General features: G+C 40.3%; 12 protein-coding genes and 2 pseudogenes. 6 read left to right on the forward strand and 8 right to left on the reverse strand.

What is annotated here, in order from left to right; all coding sequences use genetic code 11:
* Nucleotides 1-61: 61 nt before the first annotated feature.
* Nucleotides 62-253: a hypothetical protein gene (locus MSBRW_RS23015; protein WP_048102787.1), complete on the reverse strand. Its 192-nt coding sequence runs from the start codon at nucleotides 251-253 to the stop codon at nucleotides 62-64.
* A gap of 430 nt (nucleotides 254-683) precedes the next feature.
* Entirely contained in the window at nucleotides 684-4,046 is a 3,363-nt protein-coding gene (locus tag MSBRW_RS23020) for a DUF3344 domain-containing protein (protein WP_011307111.1), read from the reverse strand.
* Nucleotides 4,047-4,803: 757 nt separating this feature from the next.
* On the opposite strand from MSBRW_RS23020, the pseudogene MSBRW_RS21415 reads away from it, so the two are divergent.
* The 3 genes and pseudogenes from MSBRW_RS21415 to MSBRW_RS13970 form a co-directional block, all read left to right on the forward strand.
* Nucleotides 4,804-4,941, forward strand: a pseudogene (locus MSBRW_RS21415) (transposase); the annotation flags it as partial.
* 64 nt (nucleotides 4,942-5,005) lie between these two features.
* Nucleotides 5,006-5,230, forward strand: a pseudogene (locus MSBRW_RS13965) (IS1634 family transposase); the annotation flags it as partial.
* 187 nt (nucleotides 5,231-5,417) lie between these two features.
* Nucleotides 5,418-5,828, forward strand: a complete 411-nt coding sequence (locus MSBRW_RS13970; RefSeq protein ID WP_011307110.1) for a DUF3303 domain-containing protein — start codon at nucleotides 5,418-5,420, stop codon at nucleotides 5,826-5,828.
* 184 nt (nucleotides 5,829-6,012) lie between these two features.
* Here MSBRW_RS13970 and MSBRW_RS13975 read toward each other — a convergent pair whose 3' ends face one another.
* Nucleotides 6,013-6,549 carry a GNAT family N-acetyltransferase gene (locus tag MSBRW_RS13975; protein WP_011307109.1) on the reverse strand — a complete coding sequence of 179 codons (537 nt, stop codon included), beginning with the start codon at nucleotides 6,547-6,549 and terminating at the stop codon, nucleotides 6,013-6,015.
* Between the two features lie 180 nt (nucleotides 6,550-6,729).
* Between MSBRW_RS13975 and MSBRW_RS13980 the strand changes: the two genes are divergently transcribed.
* Entirely contained in the window at nucleotides 6,730-7,644 is a 915-nt protein-coding gene (locus MSBRW_RS13980; RefSeq protein ID WP_011307108.1) for a DUF2156 domain-containing protein, read from the forward strand.
* 838 nt (nucleotides 7,645-8,482) lie between these two features.
* Here the strand turns inward: MSBRW_RS13980 and MSBRW_RS22510 are convergent.
* Together MSBRW_RS22510 and thiC are read right to left on the reverse strand one after the other, a co-directional pair.
* Nucleotides 8,483-8,893, reverse strand: coding sequence for a hypothetical protein (locus MSBRW_RS22510; RefSeq protein ID WP_155398313.1), 411 nt, complete (start codon nucleotides 8,891-8,893; stop codon nucleotides 8,483-8,485).
* Nucleotides 8,894-10,108: 1,215 nt separating this feature from the next.
* Entirely contained in the window at nucleotides 10,109-11,395 is a 1,287-nt protein-coding gene (gene thiC, locus MSBRW_RS13990) for a phosphomethylpyrimidine synthase ThiC (protein ID WP_011307106.1), read from the reverse strand.
* A 561-nt stretch (nucleotides 11,396-11,956) separates the two neighbouring features.
* On the opposite strand from thiC, the gene MSBRW_RS13995 reads away from it, so the two are divergent.
* Entirely contained in the window at nucleotides 11,957-14,524 is a 2,568-nt protein-coding gene (locus MSBRW_RS13995; RefSeq protein WP_011307105.1) for a DNA topoisomerase I, read from the forward strand.
* 165 nt (nucleotides 14,525-14,689) lie between these two features.
* Here the strand turns inward: MSBRW_RS13995 and MSBRW_RS14000 are convergent, their stop codons facing one another.
* From MSBRW_RS14000 to MSBRW_RS14010, 3 genes are all read right to left on the reverse strand, one after another.
* Entirely contained in the window at nucleotides 14,690-15,313 is a 624-nt protein-coding gene (locus tag MSBRW_RS14000; RefSeq protein WP_011307104.1) for a 30S ribosomal protein S3ae, read from the reverse strand.
* Nucleotides 15,314-15,930: 617 nt separating this feature from the next.
* Nucleotides 15,931-17,439 carry a serine--tRNA ligase gene (locus MSBRW_RS14005; protein WP_011307103.1) on the reverse strand — a complete coding sequence of 503 codons (1,509 nt, stop codon included), beginning with the start codon at nucleotides 17,437-17,439 and terminating at the stop codon, nucleotides 15,931-15,933.
* Nucleotides 17,440-18,070: 631 nt separating this feature from the next.
* Nucleotides 18,071-18,913, reverse strand: coding sequence for an MBL fold metallo-hydrolase (locus MSBRW_RS14010; protein WP_011307102.1), 843 nt, complete (start codon nucleotides 18,911-18,913; stop codon nucleotides 18,071-18,073).
* 478 nt (nucleotides 18,914-19,391) lie between these two features.
* Between MSBRW_RS14010 and MSBRW_RS14015 the strand changes: the two genes are divergently transcribed.
* Complete coding sequence (locus MSBRW_RS14015) at nucleotides 19,392-19,727, forward strand: pyruvoyl-dependent arginine decarboxylase (protein WP_011307101.1); 336 nt, start codon at nucleotides 19,392-19,394, stop codon at nucleotides 19,725-19,727.
* Nucleotides 19,728-19,779: the final 52 nt, after the last annotated feature.

Genomic DNA, 19,779 nt, shown 5'->3' on the forward strand with positions numbered 1-19,779 from the left:
CGGATCAAATTATGATTTGCTATTGGCTCTATGTAAAACCCTTAGTAACTCAAAACAGTCATCATTTCCCCCCATAAACATCATCAAATCTGAGAATATCACCTTCATCCATGAGCTCTATTGACTGCACCTCAATCATCTCCAGTTGGCCTTTTACGGATTCGATAGTATGTGCCTTTACCCGGCTTGTATAAATGTGCTTTTCCCAGGCCTCAGGAAAAAAGACAGATAAATGTACGTATGAATACATCATATTTAATACTATATGTAATGATAATTTTATTTAGTGATATTTTATTTAAAATTAATATTATTATTTATAAAAAAATGCATAGTTACTATTTTTGCCGTAAGCAGCTACTTATGAATTAATAAGCTAGAGTAGCCTTAATTTTTCATCTCTTCCCATATAATGTAAAGGAATATATTTTATTGTATCACCTTCATTGATACTTCTTTTCAGTTCAGGACGAGGAAATAGTAGAAAAGAAAATGATTCCGAAACCGAGGTCGTTCAGCTCTTTTCAAAGTTGACTTCTAACTCTGGTCAACGAGGCTAAAGAGTTGTTTTGCCAGATTTTATCAATGATCACTTAATCCTTTAGCCTCGATTTTTTCTCTTTTTTCAATTAAGGTTTATTCGTTTTCAGAATATATTCCCTGTCTTGTGTTTGTTGTCATATTTATGCAGTCACTTTTATATATTCTGTTTTTGTTACCGTGTTACTGCCTTTAGCATTCTTTACTGTCAAGTTAACCGTATATGTTCCTGCCTTGGAATACTTATGAATCGGGTTCTGGTGGAATGAATCTGATCCGTCTCCAAAGTCCCATATCCATTTAGCAGGTGTTCCTGTGCTTGTGTCAGTAAATTTAACCTTTAATGGTGCTTTTCCCGATGTAACACTACTGGTGAAGTTTGCAACCGGTTTTGTAATCACTATTATATATTCTGTTTTTGTTACCGTGTTCTTGCCTTTAGCATTCTTTACTGTTAAATTAACAGTATATATTCCTGCTTTTGAATACTTATGAATCGGATTCTGGTGGAATGACTTTGATCCGTCTCCAAAGTCCCATCTCCATTTAGCAGGGATTCCTGTGCTTGTGTCAGTAAAAGCAACATTCAATGGTGTTTTTCCAGAGGTTGGAGTTGCAGAAAAGTTTGCAACCGGTTTTGTTATTACTTTTATATATTCTGTTTTTGTTACCGTGTTCTTGCCTTTAGCATTCTTTACTGTCAAGTTAACCGTATATTCCCCTGCTTTTGAATACTTATGAGTCGGATTCTGAGCGAATGAACTTGATCCGTCTCCAAAGTTCCAGAACCAGGAAGTTGGAGAGCCAGTACTTGTATCAGTAAATTTAACCTTTAATGGTGTTTTTCCTGAAGTAGGAGACGCAGAAAATGCAGCTACAGGCTTTGCTGAAGAGGGACTGGAGACCTTAATGTACCCAGTTTTTACCTCAGAATCGCTTCCATCCTCGTTGGAAACCGTAAGGTTAACAGTGTAAGTACCGGCTGCAGCATAAGTGTAGATAGGGTTCTGCTCAGTGCTGTCTACATTGCCATCATTATCAAAGTCCCAAGAATAGGAAGAAACAGTGCCAGTTGAAGCGTCTGTAAACTGAACTTCAAGAGGTGCTGTACCGGTTGTTACATTTGTGGTAAAGTTAGCTACTGGTGCAGCTTCTTGTTCTTTCTGGTATTCAACGACAAGGATCTGCTGGAGCGCATCCATGCCTCCGTTTGTTGTGCCCTGGATTCCGGCCTCGTTTCCGGTTTCATTAATGTAATTTTTTACATTAAAGACCAGAGGGCTTGCTGAATTTGAACTTCCCTGCCATGCCAGGGTTGTCACAGTGTTTCCATTGAAGAGCAGGTTACCTTCATCGGGTCCGGCACTTCCTGCGAAACTGTACAGCGTAGCGTTCCTAACCTTACTTACATCAACGGACATACCCGTGAAAGGAGCATATGCTGTAGCTTCTTCGGAAGTGGTTCCATACCCGGAGGCAGATACACCAAGTTCGTCGCATTCTTCATTGATGAAGATCTGCTTCCTGGTTTCATTAGGGTTACGGTAGATCACAACAAGAGTGCTGGGGTATAGAGCATTGCTATTGCCAGCATTAGGCGCCATGACAAGACTGTTTCCTGCAGAGTTAAACTGGCTGGTCACATCAAAGGCATAAAGGCCATATTTATACTCAGCATACCCACCAAAATTGCTCTTGTCAGTGTATGGTGTTCCACCTGTAAGCTGCTTTCCGTTAAACGAAGCATTCCAGCTAGGTACTCCCCCAGAAGTGGTATCCCAGTTGTAGGCGAGATAGAGCCAGACCTTTTCTACGGTGGAGCCACTAGGGAGTGGAAGATCACTTGCAGTCCAGGTTTCGGTCCTGCCAGTCCAGCCAATAGCTTTGTAAAAAGTATCGGGTTGTGTGGAGTACAGAAGGTTACCCTGGAGATCATAGGTCTCTTTTGTGGTAATATCACTTCCACCTTTCCAGTAGCGTTTTCCTTTATACCCATTATATTTGACAGATTTAGCCAAACTGCTTTTGTTGTTGTTAGTCTCATTAGTTTCGGAGATCAGATTGTCAGGGTCAACAACTGCAGTATAGGTTACAGTGCTACCTTCCAGATTGCGTACGGTTGGGTCGATTATGGTCGCAGTTTCCGTTCCTCCACTGGACATGGATGCAATTGTTGTAGTGTTTACTGGAACTGAACTGGATACGTCGCTGGCATAAAGAGCTACCGAAATATTATTTAGGGTAACAGGGCCAGTATTCTTGACGTTAGTGACTATGGTATTTGCTTCCCTGGCAAAGACCGCAGAGCCTGGTACAGTGTTTATGATTCCGGAGATCGTGAGATCGTTAGTTTCCGCCGAACTTACAGTGATATAATCCGTCTTTACTGTGCTGTTGCTACCGGCTTCATTTGTGACCGTGAGGGTGACATTATAGTTCCCGACAGAATCATAGGTATACGAAGGGTTCTGCTCTGTAGCCTTTGCACCGTCCCCAAAGTCCCACGTCCAGGATGTAGGTTCACCTGTTGACTGATCCATGAACGCAACTGTTAGAGGTTTCATTCCACTTGTCTTGTCCGCCGTGAAGTTGGCTATTGGTGCCAACCCCTGTGAGTCAGTATATTCTGCCGTCAGTATGGAAAGTGCATTTTTATAGAATCCAGCATTTCTGTCATAGGTCAGAGTGTTTGTATCGGTAGATTTAAAATCGTCCGTAATATCCCAAGAATCAGATCCACAATAAGTACCCTGGGGTGTACCTGAAGTGAGTGATTTTCCGTTGAAAGCGTATGACCCGTCTGCACTTGCCATGTGTATATCTGTAAGCTTTGCAGATTTTAGTGTAGAACCCGCTGATAAAGCTGCCTTAAAATCTGTGCTTCCGATGTAGTTTTCACCCAGGTTATCCTCACTATAATAAGTATCCGCATCGTGTCCACGGTTTACCTGATACCAGATCTTTTTTCCGCTACCGTCATTGTAAGCTACAATAAGAGTTATCAGTTTTATTCTACCATCAAACTTCTCGTCAGTAGGCTCCGTATGTACGGTAGCTTTGTTTTCCCCAGACTTTACAAGGCTTGTGACATCATAATACATCATGTAGTCACTGGTTACCCTGTCAACATGGTCGTTTACCTGGACATATGCTTTTCCGTCATTACCCCCATTAATAATGTATTTATAAGGAACTTTAAGGGTTTCATTTCCGAGAGTCTGGTCGTTAAAGCTTACATTTGCAAAACCTTTATAATTATTTTGCATGTGCCCACAGTATACGGTTGTGAGCAACGTCGCCCATTCAACTTCAGCATCATCAGGCAGTGTAAAGGTCTTGTCTATAGTTTTATCGGTGTGTATTGCCTGATCTGCTGTTCCGTAGTAGCTATCACAATAAACACCTCCACTTACTGTTCCGTTGTGGACAGAAGTCAGAGGGATTCCGCCTACGTAATTGTCAGCCAGGCAGACCCCGCTGGTCAGAATCAGAGTTAACAATATCAAAATTAGTTTTCTATTCGTTAATCTTCCTCCTGTACGTCAATTAGAGAAAGAATTCCAGAGATCTGTACATAAGCAGTTCTTATCAGACAATTAACAGGAACCTAAGTATTACCAGTAAAAGTAAAGTCAAATAATTATGATTCTGTTTTAGGAAATGTGACCAAATGTGTTTTCAGACTAAATATATCTAACCAATTCCCGTTTCTGAGTGACTTTCTTTGACAGTTATCTTTTAAGTTCTTTCTCATAAGTTTTTTCAAATTACAACTAATTTTTAATACAAATAATTATTTTATTAACAAGTTTTCAAGTATATTAATTTTTTTAAATGCTTTTATGATTATTTATGTTAATAATTTTATGATTACATAGCATATTTTTATAGGTTTTATACATTGAGTAAAAAAGTTGCTCAAAAATACCTTTTTTAAGTACATTAGCTGGAGACGCTTATGAAAATAGTAAAACATAGTGCAAAATTATGCATAAATTGTTTTATGGTGACGTTTTGTGATTTTAATTTCTTTTATACCTGTCATTTTTGAGATCTCTGGTTTAAGTATATTTTTGTTTAAATAAATTTTTTGATTAAGTAGATGTTTTTATTTTTGTATTGGTTGATAATTAGCATATTAATTCAACTATTTTCCCTATAATATATGAAATATTTATTAATATTTTTTAAATTATTAATATTATTTAATAATCATGTAAGAATAGACATTTACACAAAAAATGATTACCATTTTGATAGGAGAAAAAAATTGAGAATCCAAAATACTTGAAAAATTCTCTTAATCGGTTGACAGTCCTGCAAAAAAGAATAAGTAGAAAAATTAAGGGTTCAAAAAATAGAGAGAAGGCAAGGCTGCAACTCTCAAAACTCCATGAGAAAAATACATGAGAAAAATACATGAGAAAAATACATGAGAAAAATACATGAGAAAAATACATGAGAAACAGTGAATAAAGGAAATGTTCTTGATCTCGAGCACTTTTCCGATACTTATAACCAGATTGAAAGTAGACTTAAAAAAGGTTCTCTTATTGTTTTTGATAAAGGAGCTAATACCAAAGAGAATCTCAACCTGAGAAGGGATGCTGAGATGGACTATCTCACTTCCATGAAACTGAATTTGAGTGACGATGAAATAATTGAGAACTTTGATCTGGAAAGAACAGACAAATAAAAATAAAAACTTTATTCAGACCTGTTTTGCTGAACATTTGTTCCTAAAAGTATATGCCCGTTTGAAGAGAAACAATACTTAACTTTACCAAATGTATTTTTGAAGCCGATTCAAGTTTGATAGAACAGGATTTCGATAAAACGGGATTCAAACTGAGTTTTAGTATTGGGGGTATGAGGAAATGTTACTCATGGATATAATAACCTGGGAGCCTAAAGACTCCCTGAAAGTTGCGGAATTCTATGCGAATTATGAATACCCGAAAGGCATAAAAGTAATTGATGAATGGACTGACCTTACTGGCTACCGCGCGTTTATAATTTATGAAACTGAAGACGAAAAAACATATGCGAATTCCGTGTTTCCGTTCATAGGGCTGTGCAAATTCGAAACATTTCCGGTTATGAAATTGGACAAATTTATGCAGCTTGCCCAAAAACTTGCCGAGAAAACAGGAGGAAAATGGCCAGGTGCTGAGCAGGAAGAAGGAGGAAAAGCCTCAGAAAAACTTCTTCAGCAAATAGATAACCTTGAAAAGAGAATTGAACGCCTTGAACACCATTCTTTTGTTCAGCAGGAAGATATAACGTAAAAATTTAAGTTTAATGTGAAAATTTAAGTTTAAAGCGAAAACTAGATTCGATATGAAACTTAATTCCAGCGTGAAAACCTAGATCCAACGCGAAACTTAGTTCCAAGTAAAGACCTGATTCCAACGTAAGAACTGCGATCTGAAACCGGTTTTAGTCCGGCCGAGAATTTTTACCTCAAATTTATTATTTTTCAAACGCGCTTTCAAATTTTTCCTCGTCCATGCGATAGATCTGCCACCCATCTGCAGAGCTTCCTCCAAGACGTTCGTAGAATTTCCTTGCAGGGTTCCAGTCAAGAACTGCCCATTCCATTCTTCCACAGTTTCTTTCTTTTGCAAGCTTTACACAATGGAGAAACATTGCTTTCCCGATTCCTTTTCCCCGGAACTCAGGTTTTACAAAAATATCCTCGATATAGAGTCCAGGCTTTCCCACAAAAGTAGAAAAATTGTGGAAAAAGACAGTAAACCCGGCAGGAACCCCGTCCAGTTCGGCAAAGAAAACCTCAGCATAGGGCTTTTTTCCAAACATGGCCTCTGCTAGAGTTTCTTCTGTCGCTGCGACCAGGTGGGAAAGGTTTTCAAACTTTGCAATGCCTTTGACGAACTCAAGAATCAAGGGGACATCTTCTATTTCTGCGGCGCGGATTTTTAAACAGGTTTTTATTTCATTCTCTGTAGGCTTTATAGAACTTTCTTCAAGTTTTTCCGGCTCTGACATTTTTCTATTCCTTTATTAGATTGATAAATACAAATAATTTTATAGGTTTAATGAAACTGAAGTTATGAAACTGAAGTTATTTGAATCCACTCTTAGTGTATGTAATTTTTGCTAGCCTGAGATTTCCAATAAAAATAAGTATGAAGCAATAAGTATGAAGCAAGAAAAGTCTTGTTTAAAATGCTTGGTAAAAAAGATTTCAAACCGGTCACGCTTGCAGATCGAGCTTTTTTCGAGCGCCATTACGCACTCTACCCGCAAACCCATAGCGATAACACCTTCACGAGTATGATCTGCTGGAACCATTTCATGCATTATCGGTATGCATACGTGAAAGGAAACGTAATTCTAGCGTGCACCGCCGCAGGAGTGACACGGTTACACCCACCTGTAGGCCCCCGTGATCCTGAACTCATGAAGGAGGTAATACGGCTGGCGCTGGACATGGGCAACAATAATAAGCCCTTAATGCTCATCGATCCTGAGACTGCAAAATGTATGAAGGAAATCGATCCTGACCTTATACTGGTTCCGGACCTTAACCATTTTGAATATGTGTACCGTGCTTTCGACCTTGCTGAACTTCCTGGAAAGAAATACCTCAAAATCCGCAGCCAGCTTAACAAATTCCGGAAAAATTACCGGCACACTGTCGAGCCAATAACTTCAGAAAACCGAGAAGAAATAATGGAATTCCTGGTAAAGTGGTGTGAGAGCAAAAGGTGCAAGAACAATTTCACCCTTGCCCATGAAATAGAAGCATTTTCCTATGCGGTCGAACACTTAACCGAACTGCCCCTGCGAGGCCTTTTGATAAGGGTTGACTCACAGGTAGGTGCCATCTCCCTTTTTGAGCGTCTCAATGCTAATACAGCGCTAATCCATTTTGAGAAAGGGCTGACTGACTATGAAGGAATATACAAGGCGATCAATGCCGAAACCGCAGCAGTTCTTGCCAGCGAGGTGGAGTATATCAACCGGGAAAGCGACCTCGGTGCCAGTGGACTTCGAAAGGCGAAGCTTAGGTATCATCCGCACCACATGGTTGAAGTGTATTCGCTCAAACGCAGAACCCACTTTCCAGTTATCACATGATAGTTTACATCCAAAGGTAATAGATACTTATAGGAATTGCTTATCAACCTAAAAAACTCAGATGATGTTATTACTACTGATAAAAAGAATCTGATAAAATGAACCTTGAGGTAATGCATGAAGATACTTATTAATGCTGATCAAGAGTAAATAAAAATATTAATCCACTAATTGCTAAAGTCAAAGAATATTTAAGGATTTCATTACCATCAAGAGCTGGTAGTCCGTTTAGTGAAGAATTTAAATCTATTAAACAAACTATCTCAAAACTCAAGCCATTTATACAATTCTCAAGCCATTTATACAATTCTCAAACCATTTATACAATTCTCAAGCCATTTATACAATTGGATTATGGACAATATTTACCTTATAATACATAGAAGATATTCTTCAAACATCAGATACAGATATCTTTGTAGTCAAATATAATATCTCAATTGTATAATCAAGTTTACTTTTGAGACAGCCTGTTTTCATAGAGCCTGTTCCAAAAGTCACTTTACTCTTAATCGTTGGGAATTCTCAGAATTGTTTTCATGATCATGAACTTGATTGATTATTCAAAATACAAGGCCTAAGAAGCAGATTTCAAGTTTTGGAATGAATTCATAATTTTTTGAAATTTGGAAGAGTCTAGTAAAAAATTTGTATAAAGAGCCTATCCCAAGAGCCACTTTACTCTTAATCATTGGGAATTCTCAGAATTATTTTCATGATCATGAGCTTGATTGATTATTCAAAATACGAGGTCTAAGAAGCAAATTTCAAGTTTTGGGATGACCTCAAAATAAATCGTTTTTAAAAATATTAGGGTTGTAAATAAATATAAAAAAAATTAATTGAAGGTATCTTTCAACACCTCCTCATTTTTATTCTCTGCAAGCATCTTCAAAGTGTCAAGCTGTTCCTGTTCAGAATCGATGTAATAAACCTCATATCCGAGCCTGCCAAGCTGCCGAATATACTCTGTTGGGAACGCGGGCTCTATCGTTACAGCATGGGTAATTACATATCGATCGCCGACGACGGTTCGTAGCAGGCTTCGCCCGTATCTATCATCCAATTCTGCAATCTTAGGTTTTAGAGCAGCAATATCATCTATCATCTTTCCTATGGCCTGAAAGTCAAATGCTGGGCCCCAACACGTGAGTGCAAAACACTGTGCTATGCGATCGGCTCCGACTTTCCTTGCCAGGCCAACTGATGTATATTTGCGAATGATATCACCTTCCGGCACGTTAGGCACAAAGAACATCTCATTCTGGTTCGGCCAAAAGAAATCAGAAATATTCCTCGAGAACAGTTCATTAATCACTTCGCCAAACAGCCAAAGAGGTGTGATAGACCATGCAACCCGCCGCATATTATCTGTAACTGTCACGGGCTTGTTTTTGATTAACTTTAGCTCGGGATATTCTCCCAATATTTGTTGCTCAATATCATCGACCATATTATCCGTAACTGTCACGAACTTGTCTTTGATTAGCTCTAGCTTGAGATATCCTTCCAATATTCTTTGCTCAATATCTTTGACTATATTTATATAATCAAACCAATTTTTTGGCAATAATAATTATATTTATTCTTATATTAAAAAAGAAAAATATAGTTGAAGACTATAGTTGAAGATTAATCTGTAATATCGATATTATGGCCCAAGAACATGGTAGATAAGATTTTGACAAAATTGACGAAAATACGTTAAATGCAAAAAACGATCTACAATTGCTTATTTGATCAAAAAATTACATTCAGTGTCTTTAAAATTGAACCAGAAATGCCGTTGAATACAAAATTTGATAATAAGAACTTAATTAATATTACAATACGAAAGTAACGTTTAATAGATACTATCTTTTTAATTTGCATAAACATATGAGTATTAAAATACATAAATATTAATAATGTGTTGAAACTGTAAATGAGATTTTTTGCGTTATTACGTGATAAAATATCCTCCTAAATAACATTCACAATATAAAAATTCATTAAATTGATTATAAATTGCTTTAAGAAAACTTTTTTACAAAAAAATCTTTATATGAGCCTATCCCAAAAGCCACTTTACTTTTAATCGTTGGTAATTCTCAGAATTGTTTTCATAATCATAAGCTTGATTGATTATTCAAAATACAAGGCCCAAGAAGCAAATTTTAAGTTTTGGGATGAACTCTATTTGAGCTCATCCCAAAACCAGCTTTATAATCAAAACTGATAAGAATTTCAGAACTATTTTCCGTGATCAGAAACTCATTGATGATTCTTAATTCCATATTCGTAGAAGTAGTTTTGAGTTATGGGATAGGCTCTTTAAATATTATTGAAAAATAAGGAATTTTGTGAAATATGGCAAAACTTCGACTCATTTCAAAATATTATATTCTAACATCTAAGTCCTAACATAAAATCCTTAAAAAGATTAAAAAATAGAAATAAAGTAAGGAAAGAATTGAAAAAAATCTTATTCTTCCGAATTCTTTTTCTCAAAAGCTTCCTTTACGATTTTCAAAGCGCAGAGCTCCCCACACATAGAGCAGGTATCGCTTTCAGTTTTTCGGGCATCTCGAATTTTGCGGGCCCTGTTGCCATCGATTGCCAGTTCGAACTGTTTTTCCCAGTCAAGGTCCCTGCGGGCATAGGCCATGGCAAGATCCTTTTCCCAGGCGCGTTCTCTCGGACCTTCTTTTATAAGGTCAATAGTGTGAGCTGCAACCTTTGTTACGAGCAGACCTTCTTTTATATCTTCAAGGGTTGGAAGGGCGAGGTGTTCCGAAGGAGTTACCATGCAGAGAAAATCCGTGCCATGCATCCCCGCAACTGCTCCTCCTATCGCACCTGTAATGTGATCGAAGCCCGGTGCGATATCGGTTACAAGCGGCCCCAGGAGATAGAGAGGAGCGCCATTACAGAGCTCTTTCATGCCTCTAACGCTGAGTTCGATTTCGTTCAAAGGCACATGACCTGGACCTTCCACAAAGGTCTGGACATTGGCAGCCCTTGCCCGCTTTACGAGCTCACCGAGTGTGATAAATTCCATAAACTTCGGGCGGTCGGAGGCATCGGCAATACAGCCGGGACGCATGCCGTCCCCAAGGCTCAGGGTCATATCATATTCTTTTGCGATTTCAAGTAGATAATCAAATTCAGCATAGAAGGGATTGTCTTCTCCATTATGCAGCATCCATGCAAGGGTAAAAGAGCCTCCACGACTCACGACATTCATTATCCTGTCGCTCTGACGCAGCCGTTCAAGTGAGTTTAAGTTAACCCCGGCGTGCACAGTCACAAAGTCAACTCCCTGTTCGGCATGTTTCCGGACGGCGTTGAACATATCATCCGAAGTCATTTCCACAACAACTTTCCTGGAAGCTGCAGCCTGGTAGATTGGGACCGTTCCGACTGGAATATTAACGGATTTCAGGATTCGGGTGCGAATTTCGTCCAGATTTCCACCTGTAGAAAGGTCCATTACAGCATGAGCGCCGAAAGCTTCTGCTGCCTTTGCTTTTTTGATTTCGGCATCAATGTCTACATAGTCCCTCGATGTTCCGACATTGGCATTGATCTTTGTGCTCATATACTTGCCAATACCTATAGGAAGGGTCTCTCGCCTGTTATTTACAGGGATAGCAATTAGCCCTTTTGCCACGCAGGAGCAGACAGTCTCAGGGTCTATTCCTTCAGTTTTTGCCACAGTTTCTATAGAAGGGGTGACGATTCCCTTCTTTGCATCTTCCATCAGTGTCATTGTTACTCCAGACTGCAGGTTAATGAGACAATTATAATTTTATATTAATTAATAAATCTCGATAAAAATATGTCAAGTAACAGCAATATCATTGACTGTAACTAACCGACATTTTAAGCATATTATAAGATTGACCAGAATAATAAGGATAAAGATAAATCCAGTACTTATATCTTGCAGACTAGAACAGACAACTCATATATATCTTTTCACGTCTGGTAAGTCATATAATATGTATAAGCAGACAAATATATAAATAATGTATGTGTATTATTTAGAGCATGCGCAGAAAGAAAACCACAGAAACTGTTTTTAAAGTAAAGGCTTTTACAGCTTACCGGGATAATTGAATTTAACCAGTAAAATAATTGAATTTAACCAGTAAGATTAAGCCAATGCACATAAAAGAAACAAGAAAAAGAGGGAAATCTTTCAGGTGCATTTCCTAATTCACTTCATTATGTGTTTCAATTAACTTCATTATGCGTTTCCTTACACATTTCTTATTAATACTATTTTAGCTCCCAATAAAATCTCAAGAACGGAATCAGGGTATTTTATATGACAATTGTCGCATTTGCAGAAAAGAATAAGGCAGCATCCCAGATTGCCAGCATCCTGGGCGAGGGGGAAGTTGAGAGGATAACAGTTGAAGGGCTGCCTGTATACGAATTCAAGTGGAAAGGTGAAGAGTGGCTGGTAATGGGACTTTCCGGGCATATTATGAATTATGACTTCCCAGAGCAGTATAACAAATGGAAAGAAGTCAATCCGGGTGTACTTCTTGAAATCGACCCGCAAAAACTTGTAACGCGAACTGATTACGCTGCTGCGGTAAAAAATCTGGCAAAAAGAGCAAACAAGATAGTCCTTGCCTGCGACTATGACAGGGAAGGAGAAAACATAGGATTTGAAGCCAAGACACTTGCAGAGAAAGTAACAAATGTGCCGATTGAAAGGGCACGTTTTTCGTCTCTCTCTCCAAAGGAGGTTAAAAAAGCTTTTGAAAGCCTGATAAACCCGGACTATAACATGGCAATGGCTGCAGAAGCCAGACAGATTCTGGACCTTAAAATGGGAGCAGCTTTTACCCGCTTTGTCACGCTTTCAGTCAGGGAGAGGGCAAGAACAAAGGACATACTTTCTATCGGTCCCTGCCAGACACCTACCTGCGGGTTTGTATACGAAAGGGAAAAGGCAATCCGGGCTTTTCAGGCAAAGGACTTCTGGAAGATAACGGCTATTTTCTCGGCAGAAAGTGGAAAAGAAGGAGGAAAAGAAGGAAGAAAAGAAGGAAGAAAAGAAGGAAAAAAAGAAAGAGGAGATTTTGAAGGTACTCACAGGGCAGGAAATATTCACGATAAAGAAAAAGCCGCTGAGATCTTCAAACGACTGAAAGGAACAAAGGAAGGGTTAGTTGCGAAAAAAACAGTAAAAGAAACGAAAACCAGTCCTCCTAATCCCTTAAATACTACGGAATTCCTCAAAAGGGCCTCCAAGTTTCTCGGAATAAGCCCGGAACTTGCCCTTGAGGTTGCAGAACAGCTTTACCTTGCAGGGTTTACCAGCTACCCCAGGACCGAGACAAACAAATACGCTGAAGACTTTGATTTCAAGTCCCTCGTCTTTGACTTTGCACGCCAGAAAGAGTACAAGCCTTTTGCAGAGTCTATCCTTATAGCTCCAATTGTCCCGAAAAACGGGGAGAAAGATGCACACGACCACCCCCCTATCCACCCAATCAGAGCGGCTTCAAGAGGAGAAGTTAGCTCTGCAGTAAATATCCCTCAGGCACCTGAAGTCTATAACCTTATAGCAAGGCATTTCCTGGCAAACCTTATGCCTGCAGCCGTCTTCGAGAAAACGCATCTCCATCTGCTCGTAAATGAAGAGCCTTTTGACTCGTCCGGAACCGTGCTTAAGGATTCGGGCTGGCTCGAAGCCTATCCCTTTGAAAATAAGAAGGATAAACTTCTCCCGTTTGTGGAAGAAGGCCAGAAAGTGGGCGTAAAAAAGCTCAGCAACACAAAATCCAAAACCAGCCCGCCAAAGAAACTGACCGAAGCCGAACTTTTGACCCTTATGGACAAAAATGGAATCGGGACAAAGGCAACGGCTCCCACCCATATCGAAACAAATAAGAAGCGAGGATATCTTGAGACAAAGGGAAAAACAATCTCTATTCTCGATACAGGCTTTACCCTTATGGATGGGCTCTCTCTGACCGTTCCGATTCTAGTAAAACCTGAAATAAGGGCAAAGATTGAAGCCCTTATTCAGGAAGTAGAAGATGGAAAAAAAGAGTTCGAAGCTGCTCTTTACGAAGGCACAACCCTAATCAAGGAGATGTACGCCCAGCTTGAAGCAAATAAAAAGGAGCTGACTTCAAGCATAGCAGGCACGATTAAGGATGAAGCTGCCCTCGAAGACAAGAAAAACTACATTGGAACCTGTAAAGCTTGTGGGCATGTGTTAAGAATTGTACAGACTGATTCAGGCCGCTTTGTAGGCTGCACAGGCTATCCTGACTGCAGAAACTCGTATCCTCTGCCAAAAGCCGGAGCTTTGACCGTACTCAGGAGCAAGGAATGTAAAAAAGGAGGAGTAGCTGTCCTGAAAGTCGGAAACAAATATAACTGGGCTGTAGGCATAGGCCCCTGTTTTACCTGCGACCTTGAAAAAGAATGTTATCCCCCAGAAACGGTCGGCCCCTGTCCGGAATGTGACGGAAGCATGTTCCTGATAAACTTTAAAGACACCCGATTTCTGGGCTGCACGAAACGCTGCGGATACACTCATTCAGTCCCGAAAACCGGAAAACTGACTATTCTTGACAAGACCTGTGAAACCTGCGGCTGGAAGCTGTTCAGGTTAAAAGACGGCGACCGCCCTGAAGAAGAGTTCTGTATAAACCGGCGCTGCACGGAAGGCAGAAAGTACTGGAAAAAGCCAGGCAAAGGAGCCGAAACAAGGATCAAGGAAAAGGCTTCTGTAAGCCGCCCTGCAGCAAGTTCAGTAGCAAAACAGGCAGCAAGTTCAGCAACAAGTTCAGCAGCAAGCCCAGAAGTAACCCAAGCAAAAAGAAAAACTTCAAAAGTATCGGCTGCGGGCCTGAAAAAGAGTAAGTAAAAAACCTGAAATCAAAAGAACCCTTAGAAATACAATTAGAACAGCGAAGAAGAACAATTAGAACAGTAAGAGTAAGAAAAATCGTATACTAAAAGAAACTAAGAAAAGAGATAAGAAAATCCTTTCGGATTTTCCCCTGCTTCTTGATATTGAACCAGAACGAAATTATGCTGCTGCAGGTTCGGGTGCAGCGGATGCAGCAGGTGCAGGTGCTGCTTCGACCTGGGTCTTTCTGATTTCGACCCTGCGGAGCGGGTAAATAAACTTGGCCTGTCTGTAAATGGCTGCTGAGAGCCTGCCAAGGATTGCTTCCTGCATAAAGGTCTCGAAATCGGCTTCTGATGCACGCTTTGCGACGATGTTGACCATCATTTCCCTGATGGCTTTGATCTGGCTTGAACGTGCTCTTTTGATGGTGAAGCAGGTAGGCTTTACACGGATGATATAGCCGTCTTTGGTTTTAACATCGATATTCGCATCAATCCTGGAGGTCTGCCTCTTCACGATTGAGCGGATATAGTCGGTTGTAAGTTCGTGGCCCATGAGGTCGGTAGTTGCGACGTCTCCTACGACATTGTTGATCCTAAGGATGACCTTAGTGTTATTCTTGGTCATATCGTTGGTAAGTTCCCCAACAGTGGTTTCAATATTGCGTCCTACAAGAAGAGAAGGATCTCCTGCCATAGTGTTACCGACAATAGCTCTGTTTAAGTAAGCAGGAGCTTCAATATTATACCATTCCTTGGATTTCCATCCGTCAAGCTTTCTCTGTACTTTCTTTCTTGCCAAGTGATTCCTCCGAAGTAATGTTCCTTTTTACGATTATTATGTTGTTTCTAGTATTTTTGTTGAATTTTGTATGCTGCTGGTTTATCCTGCGGCCCTCAAGCCTTTCAGTTTCTTATTCCGGATGCTCGGATGAGTTTTTCCTTAATCAATGAGCATGAATGACCTTCAGCGCTCTTGCACAGACTTTGCGCTGCCAGGCGCAGTTTGTGGTGCTTTTTGCACTAGCGTTTCCCTTTCAAGATGAAACTTCCGAGCTTCAATAGGCTTCCGAACCTGGACCCGTCCCCTATATTCCGGCAACTACAGGCTCCTGATAATCAAAAAATATGATCCGGAAAATCGCCAGAAGATCTCAGAAATTAGCGGCATCTAACTAGTTAATGGCTCACTATACATATCATATCAGTATATAAACAAATCGGTCAGAAACACTTTCTGCCTATCTGCTAAAAAGAGAAAATAAAAAAGTTTGAAGAAAAAATGTAAAGAAAATTTTGAAGAAAGTTTAAGGAAAAAAGTTTAAAGAAAACATTATGGAAAAAAGTTTAAAGAAAACATTATGGAAAAAAGTTTAAAGAAAACATTATGGAAAAATTTGGGAAAAATTAAAGAAAAGTTTAAAGGAAACGGATGCCTTTTGGCATTTCACCTACTCTGTTTCTGAACTCCTCAGGCCAATTTGCAGGGTCAAGCCCTTTCTGCGCAAGGAAGACCGCAGCCCATCTTTCAAGCCCGACTCCGGAACAGCCGGACCAGAGTTCGTCTCCGGACTGAAGCTTTACATTGAAGCCTTTGGGATACTTATCTCCATTGATGCTCACATTCTGGAACTCAAGCCATTCTCCATCCGGCCCACGGTAAGGCAGGCAGGCCTCGTAATCGGTTGTCCCGACAGTGTTTTCTTCGGCAAGCCCGAGCAGCCCTTCCTGTGCCATAAACCAGGGGGTAACTCTTGCTTTTCTCCACTCGATGTCCAGGATGTCGTTGAAGATATGCATATAGCGATCATGCAGTTCTTCTGCGCACTTTAATACCTCTTCCTTTGTGCCTATCCAGACGATTTCGATCCTGTGGAACTCGTCGACCCTTTCGATTCCGTGAATTCCACCACTCTCATACCTGTGGGAAGTTCCGGACCTGTCAAAAACCTTTACAGGAATTTCTTCATTTGGAAGGGTTTCCCCTGCAACATACATCCAAAAAGGCGGGCACTGGGCATAGCACATGCCTCCGATTGGCTCTGCGATTTTTTCTTTGATCAGTTTTGTGGGCACTTCATGGGTAACCTTGTAGTAATCGGCAACCTCTTCCCAGTAATCGGGATCCCTTGTCTGCGGAGGACATACATAATATATTTCGGGGTAGACACCCTTTGCATGCCCGGACTTCATCCAGACTTCCCAGGTGACAAGTTTCGGGAAAATCATTTCCCTGTATCCGAGAGGTTCTAGAAGTTCTTCAAGGACGATTTTTTCGAAAGTCCGGAAGATCCTTGCGGACTGGGGCCCGTGGATCCACTGCCCGCGGCTTGACCCACGTTTGAGCCAGCCTTCTTTCATCATGGCCTGGGTCGGGTCTTCCTTAAAGGGGTGCTCCATTGGCTCTCTCTGCCAGAGCAGGTTCCAGTGCTCAGCCTTTGCTCCATACTGGGCAGCCTCGATCTTTTCTTCAAGAAGAGTGAGAATCCTGTCCGGAACCCGGTTCTTCATCTCAGCTTCTCCGACCTCAAGTTCGAGCTGAATCCCGCCTTCAATGTTTTCCATACTTTTTATATAAGGCACTTTGAGCATCCTGAGCTCGTGGTCAGCCGGCACTTTAATGATGAAAGACTCAACCTCGATTCCGCGAATACCGATCTTGTATTTCTTGCCGAGTGCCTCAGCAAGCTGTTTTCTAAGCCGGAAAATTGCATCGTGCACCCTGACATACCTGCCGGACTGGAGCGTAAGCTCGATCCTGTCCTCCCCGAGCTTCCATTCCGTAACCTTTGCTCCCTGCCCTTCAGGCGCCCCTCGGGTGAGAAGGGTACTGTTTGCTTCTTCAAAAAGCGCAGCTATAGCATCCTTTGCAGGAGTGGGGTCTGCACTTGTTTTAAAGTAAGCTTTGAGATTGAACTGTAATTTCAAAGTTTGAGCCTCTTTTATTTGGTATGGAATAAGGTAATTGTGAATTGAGATAACGATGTAAACAGAGTCTAAAATTCTGTTTATGATATAAATGCCTATTCTATAGCGAAAATTCGTAACTCAATAGTAGAATACTGAGTATTCTGATGCTTTTTATCTATAAACTGGATGGGAACACTGAGTTTTTGTACATTAGAATTATAGTTTGATAGAATTACATATAATTCAGATATAGAATTAGATATAGGTATCTATAACCTGATCACCCAAGCTGTCTAATAAAAATCCTACCAGCCATTTAAGTATTTAATGTTTAAAAAATATCTGTTTCATATAAGTTAATTTAATTCATAGAAATTATATCATCATAGAGAAATATTAATAATTATATATAATTTCTTATTAAGCTATCATTGTCAGCTATTTATATCAACTATTGATGTCAGCCATTGATGTCAGAGCTATTGGTTACACACTATTTTAAAAGATCTGTTTCAACAACTATGCAACTAAAACTTAAATCTAGCTCCGGAGGAGAAGCAGAAAGAAATAGAACCCCGGCCAGGTTCACGGTCACGCAGTGACCGGCCTTTCCGAAAAAAGAGAAAAGAAAACGAGAATTAAAAAATCGTTAAAAATATTCAATCTGCAGGCCAACTCCAACTTCTTTAAGCCTGCAAACCTTTGAAAGTTCGATTTTTGAGTTTAAGTCCGTACAGTGGCAGGCATGCACGCAGCCGGGGTCAAGTTTTTTAAGGTATTCAAGGGTCCCACGCATCCGTTCTTCTGAGGGTTCCAGAAGATGAAAGCCACCTACTATGTCAAGGACTCTGCTGTCTCCACAGACTTCCTTTGCATATTCGGTAATATTGCAGATCCCGGAGTGGGAACAGCCCGTGATAATTACGAGCCCTGCTTCTGCCCTGTATACGAGTGCCGTGTCATCCGGAAGGAGGTCGGGAATTTTGTTTCCTTCACTGTCCTGCACATATCCGACAGCTGCCTCTGCCTCAAAAGTGAAGTTCCTGGGGATTTCCCCAAGGAAAACGAGCTTCTCGCTCAGCCAGAGGGGAGTACTTGAGAGCTGTAGCTTGAAGTGTTCTGAAAGCTTTTTGGGAGTGAACAGACTTCCTATTTCCCCGATCTCTTCAGTTTTTTTGCTTTCGAAGGCCAGGGGATGAGCAACGAGAACCGGAGGTCTGCTGGGAAGCTTTTCTATCCCTGCTTCCGTGAATAAACGGATCAGAGGTTCGAGTCCCCAGGTGTGGTCCAGGTGCCCATGGGAAAGAACCAGGTAGTCAAGGTCCAGAAGTGAAAGTCCCATTTTCCGGGCATTTTTAAGGAAGATATCTGAATACCCGGTATCAAAAAGAACTCGTATGCCTGACTCCTCCAGCAGAAAAGACAAACCGGGCTCGGCAAAGAAATACCTGTCAATAAGGGTGTTATTATCAACAAGGACAGTGAGTTTCATAGAGTGTTTATTTTACCTGCTGGGTATAATAGTATTCTTATCAAATACGCGAAAAAATATATAGAGTTGAGTTTACTACTGCACATGGTCTTGTAAGGAAATAAAAGTTGGAACTAAGTTAGGACTAAGTTGGGACTAAGCTGGGACTAAGTTGGAACCAGGTCTGGAAAGAACGCTACGTTCAACCGAGTGCCTAGCACACCTATGCTTTTGTAGACAAGTGGATAAAAACCAAGGCCAGGAAGCAAAAGCCTTAATAGTTAGCTATGGGGGGTTAAAGTCCCCATAAGCAAATTTTAGATGAAATAAGCATTTATACACCGTTTTTAGCTTTTAAAGCATATTTTAGTCTCTGGAAACACCTCAATAAGTTTTATTGTTTTGCATAAGTTAGGAGAAAATCTGAAGTCCAGATAATAATAAAAAGTTTCATCGTGTAAGTCCTAATTATGCTTTAATCTTGCTAAAAAGTGGTAAAATGATAGACCCTACAAAAATTCAAGGAACTGTATATCCTTTTGTGTCATTGGGTCATGGAGAAAATAGATTGGATGCCTTTGATGATGCAGAAGTGGAAGTCGGAATAGAAGCAATAAATGTAGTTAGATGTACCTCTTTTGTACCTGTAGGGCCAGATGGAAGGTGGAGAGTTAATAATACTGAAGAAGTTCCTAAAATAAAGAATGGAGAATCACTTCCAATGGCTTTTCAAAATGTGTATTCAAAGAAAAAGTATGTAAGTGCAATAATAGCTATTGACTTGAAGAAAATGAGAAATACGTACCCCAGTAATGAAGTCTGGATTTTGAAGTAAGGCTTCACCCTTATTTGGTAAGATACCTGATTGACCTGGATCTGTGTACGAA

Origin of the sequence: Methanosarcina barkeri str. Wiesmoor (assembly GCF_000969985.1) — an archaeon.
Classification (GTDB): Archaea; Halobacteriota; Methanosarcinia; order Methanosarcinales; family Methanosarcinaceae; genus Methanosarcina; species Methanosarcina barkeri_B.

Excerpts from the sequence above, each read along its gene's own strand:
- MSBRW_RS14015 (WP_011307101.1), top strand. The coding sequence starts at position 19,392 with ATGATAGACCCTACAAAAATTCAAGGAACTGTATATCCTTTTGTGTCA.
- MSBRW_RS23015 (WP_048102787.1), bottom strand. The coding sequence starts at position 253 with ATGATGTATTCATACGTACATTTATCTGTCTTTTTTCCTGAGGCCTGG.
- MSBRW_RS14010 (WP_011307102.1), bottom strand. The coding sequence starts at position 18,913 with ATGAAACTCACTGTCCTTGTTGATAATAACACCCTTATTGACAGGTAT.
- MSBRW_RS13975 (WP_011307109.1), bottom strand. The coding sequence starts at position 6,549 with ATGTCAGAGCCGGAAAAACTTGAAGAAAGTTCTATAAAGCCTACAGAG.
- MSBRW_RS13995 (WP_011307105.1), top strand. The coding sequence starts at position 11,957 with ATGACAATTGTCGCATTTGCAGAAAAGAATAAGGCAGCATCCCAGATT.
- MSBRW_RS13970 (WP_011307110.1), top strand. The coding sequence starts at position 5,418 with ATGTTACTCATGGATATAATAACCTGGGAGCCTAAAGACTCCCTGAAA.
- thiC (WP_011307106.1), bottom strand. The coding sequence starts at position 11,395 with ATGACACTGATGGAAGATGCAAAGAAGGGAATCGTCACCCCTTCTATA.
- MSBRW_RS13980 (WP_011307108.1), top strand. The coding sequence starts at position 6,730 with ATGCTTGGTAAAAAAGATTTCAAACCGGTCACGCTTGCAGATCGAGCT.